This window comes from Novosphingobium sp. BL-52-GroH (assembly GCF_044813085.1).
Taxonomy (GTDB): domain Bacteria; phylum Pseudomonadota; class Alphaproteobacteria; order Sphingomonadales; family Sphingomonadaceae; genus Novosphingobium.
Genome location: NZ_CP171149.1, coordinates 1628452 through 1644403, shown reverse-complemented (window position 1 = coordinate 1644403; position 15952 = coordinate 1628452). Strand labels below are relative to the sequence as shown.

General features: G+C 65.6%; 13 protein-coding genes. 9 read left to right on the top strand and 4 right to left on the bottom strand.

The annotated features are described in order from the left end of the window. The first annotated feature begins 1 nt into the window (after position 1). A complete protein-coding gene (locus tag ACFFDA_RS07145; protein WP_404477331.1) occupies positions 2-1684 on the top strand; it encodes a hypothetical protein in 1683 nt (560 codons plus the stop codon). Positions 1685-1792: 108 nt separating this feature from the next. After that, the gene (locus tag ACFFDA_RS07140) at positions 1793-2914 is read left to right on the top strand and encodes a zinc-binding dehydrogenase (protein WP_404477330.1); all 1122 of its coding nucleotides are present in this window, start codon (positions 1793-1795) and stop codon (positions 2912-2914) included. Between the two features lie 30 nt (positions 2915-2944). Here ACFFDA_RS07140 and ACFFDA_RS07135 read toward each other — a convergent pair whose 3' ends face one another. Next, positions 2945-3397, bottom strand: coding sequence for a tRNA (cytidine(34)-2'-O)-methyltransferase (locus ACFFDA_RS07135; RefSeq protein ID WP_404477328.1), 453 nt, complete (start codon positions 3395-3397; stop codon positions 2945-2947). A 278-nt stretch (positions 3398-3675) separates the two neighbouring features. Between ACFFDA_RS07135 and ACFFDA_RS07130 the strand changes: the two genes are divergently transcribed. The 3 genes from ACFFDA_RS07130 to ACFFDA_RS07120 are packed head-to-tail and all read left to right on the top strand — an operon-like array spanning position 3676 to position 5379. Beyond that, entirely contained in the window at positions 3676-5007 is a 1332-nt protein-coding gene (locus ACFFDA_RS07130) for an LLM class flavin-dependent oxidoreductase (protein ID WP_404477326.1), read from the top strand. Further along, on the top strand, positions 4973-5248 hold the full coding sequence (locus ACFFDA_RS07125) for an ATP-binding protein (RefSeq protein WP_404477324.1): 276 nt from the start codon (positions 4973-4975) through the stop codon (positions 5246-5248). Before ACFFDA_RS07130 ends, ACFFDA_RS07125 begins: the two co-directional genes overlap by 35 nt. Then, a complete protein-coding gene (locus tag ACFFDA_RS07120) occupies positions 5182-5379 on the top strand; it encodes a hypothetical protein (RefSeq protein ID WP_404478325.1) in 198 nt (65 codons plus the stop codon). The genes ACFFDA_RS07125 and ACFFDA_RS07120 overlap by 67 nt, the downstream gene beginning before the upstream one ends. Before the next feature lie 22 nt (positions 5380-5401). Here ACFFDA_RS07120 and ACFFDA_RS07115 read toward each other — a convergent pair whose 3' ends face one another. After that, entirely contained in the window at positions 5402-5731 is a 330-nt protein-coding gene (locus ACFFDA_RS07115) for a DMT family transporter (protein ID WP_404477323.1), read from the bottom strand. 199 nt (positions 5732-5930) lie between these two features. Here ACFFDA_RS07115 and ACFFDA_RS07110 point away from each other — a divergent pair, with 199 nt between their 5' ends. Genes ACFFDA_RS07110 through ACFFDA_RS07095 form a run of 4 tightly spaced genes read left to right on the top strand, consistent with a single transcriptional unit; the run spans position 5931 to position 12051 of the window. Next, complete coding sequence (locus ACFFDA_RS07110) at positions 5931-6338, top strand: hypothetical protein (protein ID WP_404477321.1); 408 nt, start codon at positions 5931-5933, stop codon at positions 6336-6338. Positions 6339-6392: 54 nt separating this feature from the next. Continuing rightward, positions 6393-7676 carry a TolC family protein gene (locus ACFFDA_RS07105; RefSeq protein WP_404477320.1) on the top strand — a complete coding sequence of 428 codons (1284 nt, stop codon included), beginning with the start codon at positions 6393-6395 and terminating at the stop codon, positions 7674-7676. After that, positions 7673-8824 carry an efflux RND transporter periplasmic adaptor subunit gene (locus tag ACFFDA_RS07100; RefSeq protein WP_404477319.1) on the top strand — a complete coding sequence of 384 codons (1152 nt, stop codon included), beginning with the start codon at positions 7673-7675 and terminating at the stop codon, positions 8822-8824. Before ACFFDA_RS07105 ends, ACFFDA_RS07100 begins: the two co-directional genes overlap by 4 nt. Further along, positions 8821-12051, top strand: coding sequence for an efflux RND transporter permease subunit (locus tag ACFFDA_RS07095; RefSeq protein ID WP_404477318.1), 3231 nt, complete (start codon positions 8821-8823; stop codon positions 12049-12051). Before ACFFDA_RS07100 ends, ACFFDA_RS07095 begins: the two co-directional genes overlap by 4 nt. A gap of 319 nt (positions 12052-12370) precedes the next feature. Here the strand turns inward: ACFFDA_RS07095 and ACFFDA_RS07090 are convergent, their stop codons facing one another. Together ACFFDA_RS07090 and ACFFDA_RS07085 are read right to left on the bottom strand one after the other, a co-directional pair. Next, complete coding sequence (locus ACFFDA_RS07090) at positions 12371-14380, bottom strand: ATP-binding protein (protein ID WP_404477317.1); 2010 nt, start codon at positions 14378-14380, stop codon at positions 12371-12373. After that, a complete protein-coding gene (locus ACFFDA_RS07085; protein WP_404477315.1) occupies positions 14377-15873 on the bottom strand; it encodes an ATPase domain-containing protein in 1497 nt (498 codons plus the stop codon). Before ACFFDA_RS07085 ends, ACFFDA_RS07090 begins: the two co-directional genes overlap by 4 nt. Between the last annotated feature and the right edge of the window lie 79 nt (positions 15874-15952).

The window sequence follows — 15952 nt, the reverse complement described above, 5'->3', positions numbered from 1 at the left end:
CATGTGTGCCGATATCGTCCGGGAAGGCGCCGTCGCTTACGTCGAACTGGCCTCCGAAGCCGCGGTCCGCTTCCCCGTCCTCGCGCCCCCGGCGTGGACGCGGCTGGAACCCCAGACATTGAGCGGGGAGCCTGCGCAGGCCCTGGCCGCCCGGGTCCACGATCCGCTGTGGCTGCTCGCCCGCCAGTGGCAATTCGGGGAGTTCGACGGCGAGGACGCCGGCACACCGGTCGCGGTGGACCTCACCGCCAGTGCGCGCAGCCTATCCGCTTTCGCACCCGAAGGACACGAAGCGCGCGGGATCGGCCCCAGCGACCTGATCGAACCGGAGGCCGAGGCCGAGCCCTTCACCGGAGCGACGCTGCGCGACCGGGCCGAGGCGGGGACCCTGCTCGCCGCCATGCTCGCGGACGCGGGCGCCGTTATCCGGCCTGCCCTGGTGGCGGCCTGCCCGCTGGTCGTGCCAGCCGACGCCTCCGTCCCCGCAATGTGGCAGTTGCTCGCCCGTGGCGGGATCGACGGCTCCACCGCTGCCGCGCAGATCGAGGACGACAGCTTCCTCACTTCCTGGGCGGCCGGAACGGATACGAAAGTCCAGCAGGCCGCACGGGACTGGCTGGCGTGGTTCCGCGGCAATATCGAGCCTTCCGCGAACCTAGGCGATTGCTGGCAGCAGGCACGCCTCGAATATGGCTTCTCGGTGCGCGCCGGCCTTGGCGACGACCAGCGCGCCCTGCATGCCGATGCCCATGACGGCGGGCCGGTCGACTGGTTCAGCTTCGACCATGACGCGCCTGCGCGGATCGCGGTGGATACCGATCCCCCCACAGCCCCGCCGACCCCGATCGCCGCCACGGTGCATGCCACCCGCCTGCGCTACGCCGGAATGCCGACGACGAGACTCTGGCGCTTCGAGGACGGACAGGTCAACTTCGGCATGGTCGAGGTCCAGCCGCACGATCTCACCCGGCTGGCCTTTCTCGATTTCGCGACCGTCCATGCCGACGACTGGTTGATCGCGCCCCTCGACGTGCCCCGCGGCGCCCTGATCGAAATGGCCTCGGTGTCCTACCGGACCACTTTCAACGAGCGCATCACGGTGACCGACGGGAACACGGGCGTCGAGGACTTCGAACTGTTCACTCTCAATGCCCCCGGCGGGACGCTGCGCGGGCTGCTTGTGCCGCCGGGCGGCCGCAACGTGGTGGAAGGCGCCGCGATCGAGGAAGTGGTATTCGCCCGCGACGAAACCGCGAACATGGTCTGGGCGATCGAGAAGCGGGTACAGGGCCCGACCGGAGACCCGCGCGAACGGCGCCTGGAACCGCAGCCCAGCGACGCCTTCACCACTGCCGACGGCACCGACCTGACCTACCGCCTCGAAACCGAGGTTCCCGGCTGGTGGATACCGATGGTGCCGGTCGCCAACGGCAACAGCGGCGGCTTCCACTTGCGCAAGGGCAGCTTTACTGACGAGGATGCCTCACGCGGCCGCATTCTCGCCCCCATGCCGCTCGACATGTTCGAGGAGGAAGTCCCGCGCGAAGGCGTCGTCGTCCGCCGTGTCCCGGCACTGGTCCGCGACAACCGGGGGCAACTGCGCCGGTGGATCGCCCGGCGCGTGTCGGTGGCGCGGGGCGAGGCGAATTCGGCGCTCGCCTGGGACAGCGCGCTGCGTCGATAATCTGCCGATTGGCTATGCCCAGATCCCGGGCTGGTTGCGCCTGCCCTTCCGCGCACTATGTTCCGCCGGCATGACCGCCTGACGGCAGCGTAAACATCGGAGACAGCCGTGGCATTCACCGGACGCGAACTGAGGTCGACGGTCAGCGATGGCAAACTCGCACTGTCGCTGGAAGAAGTGCGCATGGACGATCCCGGGGACGACGAAATCATCGTTCGCATCGAGGCGGCGCCGATCAATCCTAGCGACCTCGGCCTGCTGCTGGGTCCGGCGGACCTCGCGACGCTGGCACGGCGAGACGGCGATCGGCCTGACCTGACCTTCGACATCCCCCATGCCAGGCTCGCCGCCGTCGCGGGCCGGCTCGACCAGTCGATGCCGGTCGGCAACGAAGGCGCGGGTACCGTCGTCGCGGCGGGCCGGAACGCGTCATCCCTAGCCGGCAAGCGTGTCGGGATGATCGGGGGCGCCATGTACGCCGACTATCGCCGCATCAGGGCGAGCGACGTGATCCCCCTCCCCGAGGGCGCAACCGCCGCCGATGGCGCCTCAATGTTCGTAAACCCGCTAACCGCCCTGGGCTTCGTCGAGACGGCGCGACGCGAGGGGCACCCGGCCATCGTCCACACCGCCGCGGCATCGAACTTGGGCCAGATGCTCCAGAAGGTTTGCCTCAGCGACGGCATACCGCTGGTAAACATCGTCCGCTCGCGCGAACAGGCCGCCATCCTGCGTGGGATCGGCGCCACGTTCGTGGTCAACAGCAAGGACGACGACTTCGCCGCGCAACTTGCCGAAGCGATCGAGCAGACCGGCGCGACCATCGCCTTCGATGCGATCGGCGGGGGCACGCTGGGCAGCGACATCGTCCGGGCCATGGAACGTGCCTCGGTACGGCGGATGTCCGAATACAATCGCTACGGCTCCACGGTGTTCAAGCAGCTCTACATCTACGGCGCGCTCGACCCTTCCCCGACGACGCTCGATCGGCTGGCGTTCGGTTTCCAGTGGGGCGTTTCTGGTTGGCTGCTCTTTCCCTTCCTGCAGAAGGCCGGCCAAGACGTCGCGCAAAGAATGCGCAGGCGCGTGGTGGACGAACTCAATACGACATTCGCCAGCACTTACACGCGTGTCATCGGCCTGGCCGAAGCGCTCGAACCGGACATCCTGCGCGCCTATGAACGCAAGGCGACGGGCGAGAAGTTCCTGATCGACCCTACCAGAGGCTGAGTGTCGCCTGCTCGGGCCGAGGCTCGCCCCTCAACCGGGCAAGGTCGCCGTCTGGCGCAAGGCTTCGCCGAGCGCGAGTGCCGTCGACGTCGCGAGATTCATCGAGCGTACCTGCGTCCGCATCGGAATGCGTACCCGGCCATGGCAGCCATCGGCCACGGCGTCGGGTACGCCGGCGCTTTCCTTCCCGAACAGCAGGACGTCGTCGGCCATGAAGCTGAAATCGTAGATCGATTCACTGCTTTTGGTGGTGAAGAGAACCAGCCTTCGCGAACCGATCGCGGCCCTGAACGCGTCGAAATCGGCGTGACGTGCGATAGTGACATGATCGATATAATCCATGGCCGCACGGCGAACCCTGCGATCGTCCCATGCGAACCCCAAGGGTTCGATAAGGTCCACGGCCGCACCCAGGCAGGCGCCCAGGCGCAGGATGGCACCGACGTTTCCGGCAATTTCCGGTTCAAACAGAGCAATTCGCATTCCGGCTAATTGGCGCCGGCGAACCGGGCATGCAAGCCTGCGGTACGATCGCCGGAAAACAGGGCCGCGGCTCTGGACAGCGCCAGCCATCATCCCCGCGAGGGCGAAGCTTTGGATAGGGCATGTCGTACCTCGGCTTATCAGCTTTCCCGTGAGCCCGACAAACGAAGCGGGCCTAACTTCAGCAGCTTCAATACCGCTATCAGAACGCCTCGTTATTCAGCTTCGGTCCCCTCGCCTATCGTCCGGCCATTCACTGGCTTTTTCAGGATCAGATAATGGGCAACCGGCAACTTCACCTTGGCGCCATCCTTACCGGCGTGGGCAACGACCAGTACAATTGGCGCCATCCCGACGTTCCGGGCGATGCAAGCATCGACATCAACTGGTACATCCAGAACGCCAAGCTGGCCGAAGAGGCGAAGTTCGACCTCGTCTTCATCGTCGACTCCCCGTTCATCACGCCCGACACCTCGCCCCATTTCCTCAACCGGCTGGAACCGCTCACACTGTTGTCCGCCGTGGCAAGCCATACCTCGCACATCGGCCTCGTCGGCACTCTCACCACAAGCTACTGGGAGCCCTACAACGTGGCGCGCCAGTTCGGTTCGCTGGACCAGATCAGCCGGGGGCGGGCGGGGTGGAACGTCGTCACCACTGGCCTCGAAGGCGCGGCCAGGAACTACGGCCGCGAAGAGCATTTCGACCATGCGGTGCGCTACGAACGCGCGCTCGAATTCGTGCGCGTGGTGCAGGGACTCTGGGACAGCTACGAGGACGATGCCTTCCCGCGCGACAAGGCCAGCGGCCTGTTCCTGCACAAGCATAAGCAGCATCCCCTCAACCACAAGGGCCCGCACTTCTCGGTCGCCGGGCCACTGGCGCTGACCCGCTCGCGGCAGGGCCAGCCGGTCATCTTCCAGGCCGGCGACAGCAGTGAAGGGCGCAACCTCGGCGCACACATCGCCGAGGCGACTTTCGCCGCTTCGGCCGATTTCGCCTCGGGCCAACAGTACTATGCCGACCTCAAGGGCCGCGCCGCGGCGCTCGGCCGCGATGCCGATGCGATCAAGGTCCTGCCCGGGCTGTTCCCGATCCTCGCCGACACCGACGAGGAGGCCCACCGCATCGCCGACGAGCAGGTGCAGAACCTCGACATCGACAAACTGCTCGTCCAGCTCGGCCGGGCGTTCAACTATCACGACTTCAGCCAGTACGAGCTCGATGCCCCCTTCCCCGACCTCACCGGCGTCACTCTCAACAGCTACAAGGGAATGGCCGAGCGGCTGATCCGCACCGCGCGCGAGGAGAAGCTGACCCTGCGCCAGGCGGCTTATCGGGGCCAGGGCGCCAAGGGCTTCGTCGGCTCGCCTGAAACCATCGCCGACGAGATCGAGCGCTGGTTCGCCGGCCGCGCGGCAGATGGCTTCAACGTGAACATCGGCACGCCCGACAGCTTCGCGCTGCTGCGCGAACGGGTGGTCCCGATCCTCCAGAAGCGCGGCCTGTTCCGCACCGAGTACGAGCACGACACCCTGCGCGGCCATCTCGGCCTGCCGGTGCCGGAAAACCGCCATGCGGAGCAACGGGTCGCCGAAGCCGCCGAATGAGCGAGGCGATGACGGCCACGGCGCGCTGGTGCACGGCGGCGGCATGATCGCGCATATCTTCGAAGACTTGTGCGACGGCTGCAACGACTGCGTCGCCGTGTGCCCCACCCATGTCCTCGACGCAGGCGACGTGGTGCCGATCGTCGCCGGTTGGACCAGTGCCAGACCTGCGACATGTGCGAACCTCACTGCACTTCCGACGCGATCTACGTCGGGCCCGATCAGCACGAGATCGAAGTGATCGACCCGGACGCGATCCGGGCTTCCGGCCACCTCGAACTGCTGGGCCCGCTGCTGCAGAAGGGAAGCAAGACGGCTGCCCGCCGCCAGGACGCCCTGTTACGGGCCGCGCTCGGCAGCGACGCGCGCTGACGGGCTTGTCATGGCCCTGGGATCAGTGCTGCGCCGTGCCGGAAAACAGGTTGATGACGAGCGTGCCGGCCAGAATCAGCCCGATCCCGGCGAGCGCGGGCGCATCCAGGGTCTGGCGATAGAGCACCAGCCCGATGATCGAGATCGCCACGATGCCGACCCCCGACCAGATCGCATAGGCAATGCCCATGGGAATGGTCCGCAGCGCGACCGACAGGCAGAAGAAAGCCGCGATGTAGCAGGCCACCGTGATCGCCGTGGGAAGGACCCGGCTGAATCCATCGGTTGCCTTGAGCGCCGAGGTCGCGACGATTTCGAAGGCGATGGCTGCCAGGAGATAGATCCAGTTCATCGGGCTTGCCTACCCCCCGGCCTGGCGATCGACAACGGCTTATGCCGTCGCGATGGCCGGAGGACTGCGGAATGGCCGCCTTCACCACGGATAGAGGGAGCCGCCGCATCTCGCCGGGCCGAACGGCGTGGCAGATAATGCCGTGCGAGTGCCAAGGACGCGATTGTTCGCTCCGCGCTTTGCCGTTATGCCGCATGACATGGCCGCGCGTGCGCATCAGGAACGGCATTCTGGATCGCCAAGGTTGTTCCTTGTCGTTGGCGTGGTCGTGGCGTTCCTCGCCCTGGCCAACGTCTTGGCGTTGAGCAACTGGCATGCCTCGCTGATCGAACATGACGATCACGCGGTCGCTGCGATGACGAACCCGGCAGAGTATCACGGCTCCAGGGACGATGTATCCTTCACCCATCCCGCCGACGAGCCGGATTCTCCCGCCATAGACCTGCACGCACTGACGCACGCGATGATTCACGGCATGGTCGGGCTGGTCCCGAACCTTACCGTCGCGATCGATCTCCATCGTGCAACGATCGACTGGTATACCGGCCGCAGCTTCGTGCTCTGCGGCATCGCTTCGGAAGGTCTGCTGCGGCCGCCTCGATTCTGAAGTGTCCGCACCCTCGCGGTGCGTCCAGACACATCAGCTTCAGAGGAACTCCCAATGACCGATTCCATCGGCTTGCGGCGCCGTCACAAGGCGCTGCCCGGCCTGACGCCCGCGGCGTGGATGCTCATGGCGGTGCCGCTCGCAGCGGCAGCCGCCCAAGCCCAGACCGCCCCGCCGTTCGCCCAGCTCTACCGGGATACCCAGACCGCGCCCCGCCAGGTCGAACTCGACGCACAAGTCGATCGTGCCGAGGGCCTCGCCCTGCAGGCGCGGGCACGGCCGAACCCGACCTTCAGCGTGACAACCGAGAACGTCGCCGGCCAGACCCCATACCGGGGCTTCGACCGATCCGAGAACACGCTCCAGCTCAACCAGCCGATCGAAATCGGCGGCAAGCGCTCCTCGCGCATCGCCGCCGGGCTTGCCGAGGTCGATGCCGCGGTGGCCCGTACCCGGGATGCGCGCCTCGCCTATGCCTACGATCTGGCGCTGGCCTATGGCGCCGCCGAAATCGCCGACCGCAGAATCGCTCTAGCCGAGGATGAGGTCGAGAAGGCCGGCGGCGACATGCGCGCGGCGCTCGCCCTCGTCGAGGCGGGCAAGGAAGCGCGGCTGCGTGGCCTGCAGGCGGAAACCGAGGTCAACGCGTTGCAGGCCGTGGTCGAGACTGCCCGGGCGGAGCGCATCGGCGCGTTTGCGCGGCTGGCGGCCCTGGCGGGACAGGCTTCAGGCTTCGACCGCCTTGCCGAGCCGCTGCTGGGACGCCTCGAGGCGAAAGGGGGCTATGGTCCGGTCGACCCGATGCAGACTTCGCCCTACCTCGCCGCCAAGGCGGAGCAGGAGGCTGCCGAACGGCGGCTCGCGGCGGCAAGACGCCAGGCAGTGCCGGACGTCACTGTCTCGGTGGGGGTCCGGCGGCTGGAAGTCGACAGGGCCAATGCCGTCATCGCCGGCATCAGCGTGCCGCTGCCGCTGTTCGATCGCAATCGCGGCAACGTGAACGCGGCCGAAGCGGATCTGCGGGCAGCCCAGGCCCGTGATACCGCCACATTGCTGAACGTGCAGGCTGAGATCGCGGCCTCCCTGGCCTTGAACGAGGCTGCCGACCTGCGGGTCGCCGCGGCCGACCGCACCTTGCAGACGGCGGAAGAGACTTATCGCCTCGCGCGGCTTGCCTACGAAGCCGGCAAGTCCCCGCTCCTGGAACTGCTCGCCGCCCGCCACGGCCTCGGCGTCGCCCGCGGAGTCGTCCTCGATTCCGCTGCGGCACGTCTCGAGGCGCGCGCGCGCCTTGCTCGCCTGCAGGGCACCACGATCACCGGAGAACCGGTCCAATGAACGACAAGACACCTCTCCATGCCGGCGCGGCCATCGCGCTGGTGGCCGCCGTCGCCGTGGGCTTCGGAGCCGCGCGCCTGACCCAGCCCGGGGGCTCCGCCGAAACCGAAACCCGCGAGACCGCGCCTGCCGCTCCCGCCGACCACGTCGAGATTTCGGACGCGGGCGTGAAGCTGTCGCAGATCGCGGTCGCCCCGGCCACTTCGGGTGAGTTGGACGCCGCGATACCCGCATCGGCGACGGTCCAGGCGACGCCGGACGCCGAAGCTGTCCTGACCGCGCGGGCGCCCGGCACGGTCATCCGCATCTTCAAGCGGATCGGCGATCCCGTGCGCGCCGGGGAAACCCTGGCGCTGGTGGAAAGTCGCGAGGCCTCGTCGATCGCGGCCGACCGATCCGTCGCCTCCGCCCGCGTCACGCTTGCAAGCCGCCAGCTCGAACGCGAGCGCAAGCTGCTCGACCAGGGCGTGAGCCCGCGTGCAGACTACGAGACCGCGCAGGCCGCCCTTGCCGTCGCGCGGGCCGATGCGATGCGTGCGAGCGCCGCTGCCAGTTCCGCCCATGTCGCACGGGACGGTCGCTCGGTGATGGTGACGAGCCCCATCTCGGGCCGCGTCACGATGGCCTCGGCCAGCCTCGGCCAGTTCATCGCCGCCGAGACGGAGCTTTTCCGTGTCGCCGATCCGCGCCGGCTGCAGATAACCGCAGGGGTTCCAGCCCAGGACGCAGCACGCATTCGTGCCGGCGACCGGGTGGAGCTGACCGTCGGCGAGGGCCAGACGATCCAGGCCCGCGTGCGCTCGTTCACGGGCGTGGTGGACCCACGCAGCCGGGCCGCAACGGTGGTGGTCGAAGCGGAGGACACCAGCGCCCTCGCCCCGGGACAACTAGTGCAGGGGCGGATCTTCGCCAGTGGGGGTGCCATCCGCGGCGGGGTCATGGTGCCGCAGGATGCGGTGCAGACGACGGGGGCCCGCACGGTCGTGTTCGTCCGGACGCCCAAGGGCTTCAAGTCGGTGACCGTTCAGGTCGGCAGCCGCAGCGGGGAAATGGTCTCGATCGTGTCCGGCATCAAGGCCGGCACGCCGATCGCGACCGCCAATGCATTCCTCCTCAAGGCCGAACTCGAAAAGGAGACGGCCGAATGATATCGCACATCCTCTCCCTTTCGATCAGGGGGCGATGGCTCGTCGGCCTCCTGACCTTGACGGTCGCGGGCTTCGGCCTCTGGCAGTTGACCAGGCTGCCGATCGACGCCGTTCCCGACGTCACCAACCGCCAGGTCCAGATCAGCACGTTCGCTCCGGCTTTCGGTCCGGTCGACATGGAAAAGCAGGTCACCTATCCGGTCGAGGCCGCTTTGGCGGGCATTCCCGGCCTGACGATGACCCGATCGATCTCGCGCAACGGCTTCAGCCAGGTCACCGCCGTATTCACTGATGGGACCGACATTTATTTCGCCCGGCAGCAGGTGACCGAACGCCTCGCCCAGGCGAAGGAAAGCCTGCCGGCAACCGTGCAGCCAGTGCTGTCGCCGCTGAGCACCGGTCTTGGCGAGATCTTCTTCTACTCCATCGCCTTCCGCCATCCCGACGGTAAGGGCATCAAGGCGGCCGACGGGAAGCCAGGCTGGCAGTCGGACGGCAGCTATCTCACCCCGGAGGGTGAGCGGCTGACGACGGAACTGGCCAAGGCCGCCTACCTGCGCACCGTGCAGGACTGGATCATCCGACCGCAGATGCGCAACGTTCCCGGGGTCGCCGGGGTCGATTCAAATGGCGGGTACGTGAAGCAGTACCTCGTCGAGCCCAATCTCAACGCCCTCGCCTCCTATGGCATCTCGATCACCGAACTGGCCGACGCGCTGGAGCGGGCCAACCTGTCGGCGGGGTCCAACTACGTGCGCCGGGCGGGCGAGAGCTTCCTGGTCCGCGCCGACGCACGCCTCAAGTCCGTGGAGGACATCGAAGAGGCTGTCGTCGCGACACGCTCGGGAATGCCGGTGCGCGTCAAGGACATCGGTCAGGTCGTGATCGGGGGGGCGGTGCGGACCGGCTCGGGCAGCCGCATGGGTTCCGAGGCCGTCATCTCGACGGTGCTGATGCTCGTCGGCGAGAACAGCCGCATCGTCGCCAACAGCGCCGCCGACAAGCTCATTCAGATCAACAAGTCGCTGCCGCCCGACGTCTTTGCGGAGCCGGTCTACAACCGCTCGAAACTCGTCAACGCGACGATTGCCACTGTCGAGAAGAACCTCGTAGAAGGCGCATTGCTCGTGATCCTCGTGCTGTTCCTGCTACTCGGCAACATCCGGGCGGCGCTCATCACGGCGGCGGTCATCCCGATCACGATGCTGATGACCGCCTCGGGCATGAACGGGCTGGGGGTCTCGGGCAACCTGATGAGCCTGGGTGCCCTCGATTTCGGCCTGATCGTCGACGGGGCCGTCATCATCGTCGAGAACGCCCTGCGACGGCTCGCGGAACGGCAGGAGCACGAAGGTCGCCTGCTGACCAGGGCAGAACGCATGGAGGAAACCAACCTCGCTGCGCAGGAGATGATCCGGCCAACCGTCTACGGCCAGCTCATCATCTTTCTCGTCTTCATTCCCCTGCTCACCTTCCAGGGCGTGGAGGGCAAGACGTTCGCGCCCATGGCCGTGACGCTGATGATCGCGCTGGCCTGTGCATTCGTGCTTTCGCTTACTTTCGTGCCGGCGATGGTCGCGCTGTCCATCTCCGGCAAAGTCAGCGAGACGGAAGTCAAGCCGATCCGCTGGTTCAAGGAAAAGTATCAACCCTTCCTGACCAGAGCGGTAGCGCGGCCCCTGCCCTTCGTCTTTGCCGGCGTGGGCGTCTTCGCGGCGGCCATCCTCGCCTTCGGGCTGCTCGGCGAGGAGTTCATGCCGCAGCTCGACGAGAAGGATATCACCGTCACCAACTTCCGCGTGCCTTCCGCCTCGATAGACCAGTCGACGCAGATGCAACTCGCCATCGAGGAAACGCTCAAGACGCTTCCGGAAGTCGCCCTGGTCTTCTCCAAGAACGGAAACGCCGATCTCGGCACCGATCCGATGCCACCCAACGCCTCGGACACCTACATCATCCCCAAGCCCGAAAGCGAATGGCCCGCGGAGGTCAAAAGCAAGGAGGACATCCTGCGGCGCATCGAGGAGCGGATGAAGCCGCTGATCGGCAATCGGACCGAAATCCAGCAGCCGATCCAGATGCGCTTCAACGAACTCATCGCGGGCGTGCGCGCCGATGTCGCGGTCAAGCTCTACGGCGACGATCTCGACGCGATGAGCGAGCAGGCGCAGAGGATCGCAGGCGTGCTGCGGAAGATTCCCGGTGCCGCCGACGTGAGCGCCGAGCAGACCTCCGGCGCGCCGACGTTCGATGTGAAGATCGACCGGCAGGCCGTTGCGCGCTACGGCCTTTCGGTGGAGGAAGTGGCCAATACCGTCGCCACGGCGCTGGGCGGCCGCGAGGCGGGTCTGCTGTTCGAGGGCGACCGCCGCTTTTCCGTCGTGGTGCGCCTGCCCGACGCCCAGCGGGACGACCTTGATACGCTCGGATCAATCCCCGTCATGCTGCCTCGAGGCGAGGGTCAGATCGCTCCCTCGATCCCGCTGCGGGAAGTCGCACGGTTCAGCTACACCCAGGGCCTGAACCAGATCAGCCGGGAAAACGGCAAGCGCATGGTCGTTGTCCAGGTGAACGTGCGCGGGCGCGACCTTGGCGGATTCGTGACCGACGCGCAGGACGCCATTGGCAAGCTGTCGCTTCCGCCCGGCATGTACATCGAATGGGGTGGCACATTCGAAAGCCTGCAATCGGCGCGCCTGCGCCTGCTGCTGGTGGTCCCGATGTGCTTCGCGGCGATTTTCGCACTGCTCTACATGGCCCTCGGCAGCCTGGGCCGCGCGACGATCGTATTCAGTGCGGTCCCGATGGCGCTGGCCGGAGGGGTTTTCGCGCTGCTGCTGCGCGGCATCCCGTTCTCGATCACCGCGGCGGTCGGCTTCATCGCCCTGTCGGGCGTGGCCGTGCTCAACGGGCTCGTCATGATGAGCGCGATCCGCAAGCGCGTCGACGATGGCGCGCCGCCCGACGAAGCGATCATCGGCGGTACCATGGAGCGGGTGCGCCCGGTCCTGATGACCGCGCTCGTCGCCAGCCTCGGCTTCGTGCCGATGGCGCTCGCGACCGGCACCGGCGCGGAAGTCCAGCGTCCGCTGGCGACCGTAGTGATCGGCGGCCTCGTCACCTGTACCGTGCTGACCTTGCTTGTGCTGCCGGCCATCACCGCGCTGGCGGCGCGGCGCGGGAGCCCCAAGGACTCGCACTTCGCCGCAATGCTCCACACCGCGTGACCTTCGGCCGGCATTCTCCTTGGTAAGATGCCGGCCACCGCCCTGCCAAACGGCGCGGAAAGACGGCAGCGTTGCTGTCGGCGGATCATGCTTCCGTCGCCACGGTGCACATCCTTGCGGGTGCGCACTAGGCCAAAGTAAGGGCTAGGCTTGTCGCGATCGATGCCCGGCACAGGCTGGTCCTGCTTTTCCTGCTCATCGACCATGTGCGGGAAACCTGCTTCCTTCCCATGCAGGTGACCAATCCGGCCCATGCCGACACCGCCGGACCGGCGCTGCCGGCCAATCGTTACGGCTCAATTCCCACCGCCCAAGGACGTCAAAGGCGCGCCAGACTCGAAGCAAGATCGCTTTGTTTGAAAGGCTTCGTCAAACGCGCAATGAAAGGCGAGACACCCATGTTCTCCGCATAGCCAGAGATTATCAGGACCCTAATCTGCGGGCGCACATTCTTTATCCGGGCGGCCAGATCTGTCCCCGTGATCCCCGGCATAAGATGATCCGTTACGAGCAGATCTATGCTTGCATCATCATGAAAGATCCGCAGGGCGTCCTCTCCGGATGCCGCCTCGACCACCGAGTAACCCAATTCGCTCAGCATATGGACGGTGCTGGCCCTGACCAGATCCTCATCGTCCACGACCAGAACGGTGCCGGCCTGAGGCGCGGCGATGCGCTCGTCGACGATCGGTTCCTCGACCGGTGGCTCCTGGGTTACCGGCAGCCACAAATGGATGGACGTGCCGCGCCCGACGGCGCTTTCGAGTTGCAGTCCGCCACCAAGCTGGGCAGCCAGACCATGCACCATCGAAAGGCCGAGACCAGTGCCCTGCCCGACGCCTTTGGTGGTAAAAAACGGCTCGATGGCCTTCGTCATGGTCGCCTCGTCCATGCCCCTGCCTGTATCTGCGACGGTCAGGCGGACAACGTCGCGACTTGGCAAATCCCGAGCGCTCTCGGCATCGAGCCTGTCGCGTTGAACGCTGACTGTAAGCGTTCCTCCGTCCGGCATCGCGTCGCGTGCGTTGACCACCAAGTTCAGCAAGGCCATCTCCATCTGATTGGCATCGGCGTTGGCCTTGGGAATATTCGAGTCAATCTGCAGAACAACTTTTACACGCGGCCCGCAGGTGCTGACTATCAGACCGTGCATGTCGCGCACCAGCGCATCGAGGTCGATGGCTTTTGCCTGAAGCGGCTGCCTCCGTGCGAAAGCCAGCAAACGTTGGACTAGCATACGTGCACGGTCGGCCGATTTGATCGCACCCTCGATCAGCTTACGCTCACGATCGCTTCCAACTCCGCGCCGATGCAGGAGGTCCAGGCTGCCGACGATGGGAGTGAGTAGGTTGTTGAAATCGTGCGCCACACCCCCGGTCAGCTGACCCATGGCTTCGAGCTTCTGCGACTGTCGCAGCGCTTCCTGCGCCTGCTCGAGAGCCCGCGTCCGCTCGTCCACACGCTCCTCGAGGGTTTCATTCAAACGCCGGAGCACCTCCTCGCTCTTGCGGAGAGCTTCCTCCATCACGCGCCGCGCCGAAACGTCGTTGAATAGGATTGCGACGCGGGCAGCTTTCGGATCGCCAACCCGAAACGCATAGACCTCGTACCAGATGTCGCCGAGTGCTTCGGCATGTTGCTCGAAACGCACATGCTCGCCGCTGCGGGCGACCCCGCCATAGATGTCGAACCAATGCTGCTCGTGACCGGGGACCATCTCCCGCATGGACCTTCCTGCGGCATTCAGCAAACCCGTCTGCCGCTCGAATGCAGGATTGGCCTCGATAAAAATATAGTCCGAAGGCCTGCCCTGCGCGTCGAAGATCATCTCGATGATGCAGAAGCCGGCGTCGATCGATTCGAACAGGGACCGGTATTTGTCCGCCCCTTGGTCCAGTTCTTCGAGACGGCTCCGCGCATCGTATTGACGGCGCCGTCCGCGCAACGCTGATTGTGCCAGGCTCACCAGCGTAGTCGGATGGAACGGTCGTTCGAGAAAAGTCACGTTTCCAAGTACGTCGAGCAAACGCTTGGCTACCGGGTTGCGCTCCAGTCCGCCCCCCTTTGCGGTCAGAAGCACGAACGGAAAGTCCGACCACTCGGACTGTTCACCTAGCCAGCGTGCGAGCGGATTAAGGTCGGAGGTCCGCAGGGCTTCTTCGGTCAGCAGCGCAAATCCCGCGCCGCGCTCAAGCTCCGCAACGAGCTGCGGTACCGAAGACGCAATGACGGAGCGCAGTCCGGCATCCATGAAAAGACTGGCCGCGATGGCCGCATCGCGGCCATGCGGAGCCAGGATTACGGCGCGTTCAGAAAGATGCGGGATCACCCGTGTACGTCTTCAAGAAGGGCCGGTGCATCCTCTCCGCCGACGAAATTGGGCACTCCACGCAGCACCCCCTGAAAACCGATCAGAGGTTCGCCGACCTTGATCCCGTAATTCCCGATCCGATACTCGCGGATGGTATCTTCATGCGCGCCGGTCCGCTTCTTGATGATAGAGATGGCACGCCGCACGCGGCCCGCCGCCTCGAAATAGCGTAGCAGGATGACGGTGTCGGCAAGGTAAGTGACATCAACCGGCGACTTCATGTCGCCGACAAGTCCATGCTGCGCCACGGTCAAGTAGGTCGTCGCCCCCTGCCGATTCAGGTACTGCAGCAGCTCGTGCATGTGAAGAATGAGCGCATTCTCTTCGGGCATAGCTGCCTGGTAACCGTTCAGGCTATCGACGATGACCGACTGAACCCCGTGCCGTTCGACCATCGTCTGCACGCGCTGCGAGAATTCGCCCGGCGACAGTTCCGCTGCGTCCACCTGCTCGATGAACAGACTACCGGCATCGACCATCGCCTGCATGTCGATGCCCAGGCCTCGGGCGCGATTGAACAGCAGTCCGATCTCCTCGTCGAAGACGAACATCGCTGCCCGCTCCCCGCGTGATATTGCGGCTGCAGCGAAGATCAGCGTGAGCAACGATTTGCCGGTTCCCGCCGGTCCGAGCACGAGGACGCTGGAGCCGCGTTCGACGCCGCCACCCAGGAGAGCATCGAGTTCCGCGGAAGTGCTCGAAAGCATCTCGCGTTCAAAGCTGGTCTTGTGCTCGGCGGAGACCAGGCGGGGGTAGACCTCAACGCCGCCGGTTTCGATGCGAAAATCATGGAAGCCGCCCCTGAAGCGCCTGCCGCGGTATTTGATGATGCGCAGGCGCCGCCGCTCGGGTCCGTAGTTCGGCGCCAGTTCCTCCAGCCGCACCACACCGTGCGCAACGCTGTGCACCGTCTTGTCGGCCACGTCCGCCGTGAGATCGTCCAGCATGAGCACCGTCGTGCTTTGTCGCGAAAAGAAATGCTTCAAAGCAAGGATCTGCCGCCGGTATCGCAGCGAACTCTGTGCCAGCAGCCTGATTTCCGAAAGACTGTCCAGTACCACCCGGTCGGGCTTGATCCGGTCGAAAGCCTCGAAGATGCGGCGCGTGGTTTCACCCAGTTCAAGGTCCGAGGAGTAGAGCAGGCTCTGCTGCTGGTCTTCGTCCAACAGGCTTTCGGGGGGGACCAGTTCGAACAGATCGATGCCGGTGAGGTCCCAATCGTGCGATTGCGCGCTCTCGCGCATTTCTTCCTCGGTCTCCGACAGCGTGATATAAAGACACCGCTCGCCCTTCGCCGCGCCCGCCATCAGAAACTGGGTTGCGATGGTCGTCTTGCCGGTTCCGGGGCTGCCTTCGAGCAGGAAAACCCGGCCACGCGAGAACCCGCCCGCCAAAATGTCGTCCAGTCCACCCACCCCGGTCAATGCAGGGGCCATCGCGCCATCCACCATTCTAACAATCTTACCTGGCCAATCGCACCCCGCGGTCGACGGTTGCGAAATATCTTCGTCAAAGCACTATACGCGCGAA

Excerpts from the sequence above, each read along its gene's own strand:
- ACFFDA_RS07110 (WP_404477321.1), top strand. The coding sequence starts at position 5,931 with ATGGCCGCGCGTGCGCATCAGGAACGGCATTCTGGATCGCCAAGGTTG.
- ACFFDA_RS07095 (WP_404477318.1), top strand. The coding sequence starts at position 8,821 with ATGATATCGCACATCCTCTCCCTTTCGATCAGGGGGCGATGGCTCGTC.
- ACFFDA_RS07120 (WP_404478325.1), top strand. The coding sequence starts at position 5,182 with ATGTGCGAACCTCACTGCACTTCCGACGCGATCTACGTCGGGCCCGAT.
- ACFFDA_RS07115 (WP_404477323.1), bottom strand. The coding sequence starts at position 5,731 with ATGAACTGGATCTATCTCCTGGCAGCCATCGCCTTCGAAATCGTCGCG.
- ACFFDA_RS07105 (WP_404477320.1), top strand. The coding sequence starts at position 6,393 with ATGACCGATTCCATCGGCTTGCGGCGCCGTCACAAGGCGCTGCCCGGC.
- ACFFDA_RS07100 (WP_404477319.1), top strand. The coding sequence starts at position 7,673 with ATGAACGACAAGACACCTCTCCATGCCGGCGCGGCCATCGCGCTGGTG.
- ACFFDA_RS07145 (WP_404477331.1), top strand. The coding sequence starts at position 2 with ATGTGTGCCGATATCGTCCGGGAAGGCGCCGTCGCTTACGTCGAACTG.
- ACFFDA_RS07085 (WP_404477315.1), bottom strand. The coding sequence starts at position 15,873 with ATGGTGGATGGCGCGATGGCCCCTGCATTGACCGGGGTGGGTGGACTG.
- ACFFDA_RS07130 (WP_404477326.1), top strand. The coding sequence starts at position 3,676 with ATGGGCAACCGGCAACTTCACCTTGGCGCCATCCTTACCGGCGTGGGC.
- ACFFDA_RS07125 (WP_404477324.1), top strand. The coding sequence starts at position 4,973 with ATGCGGAGCAACGGGTCGCCGAAGCCGCCGAATGAGCGAGGCGATGAC.
- ACFFDA_RS07135 (WP_404477328.1), bottom strand. The coding sequence starts at position 3,397 with ATGCGAATTGCTCTGTTTGAACCGGAAATTGCCGGAAACGTCGGTGCC.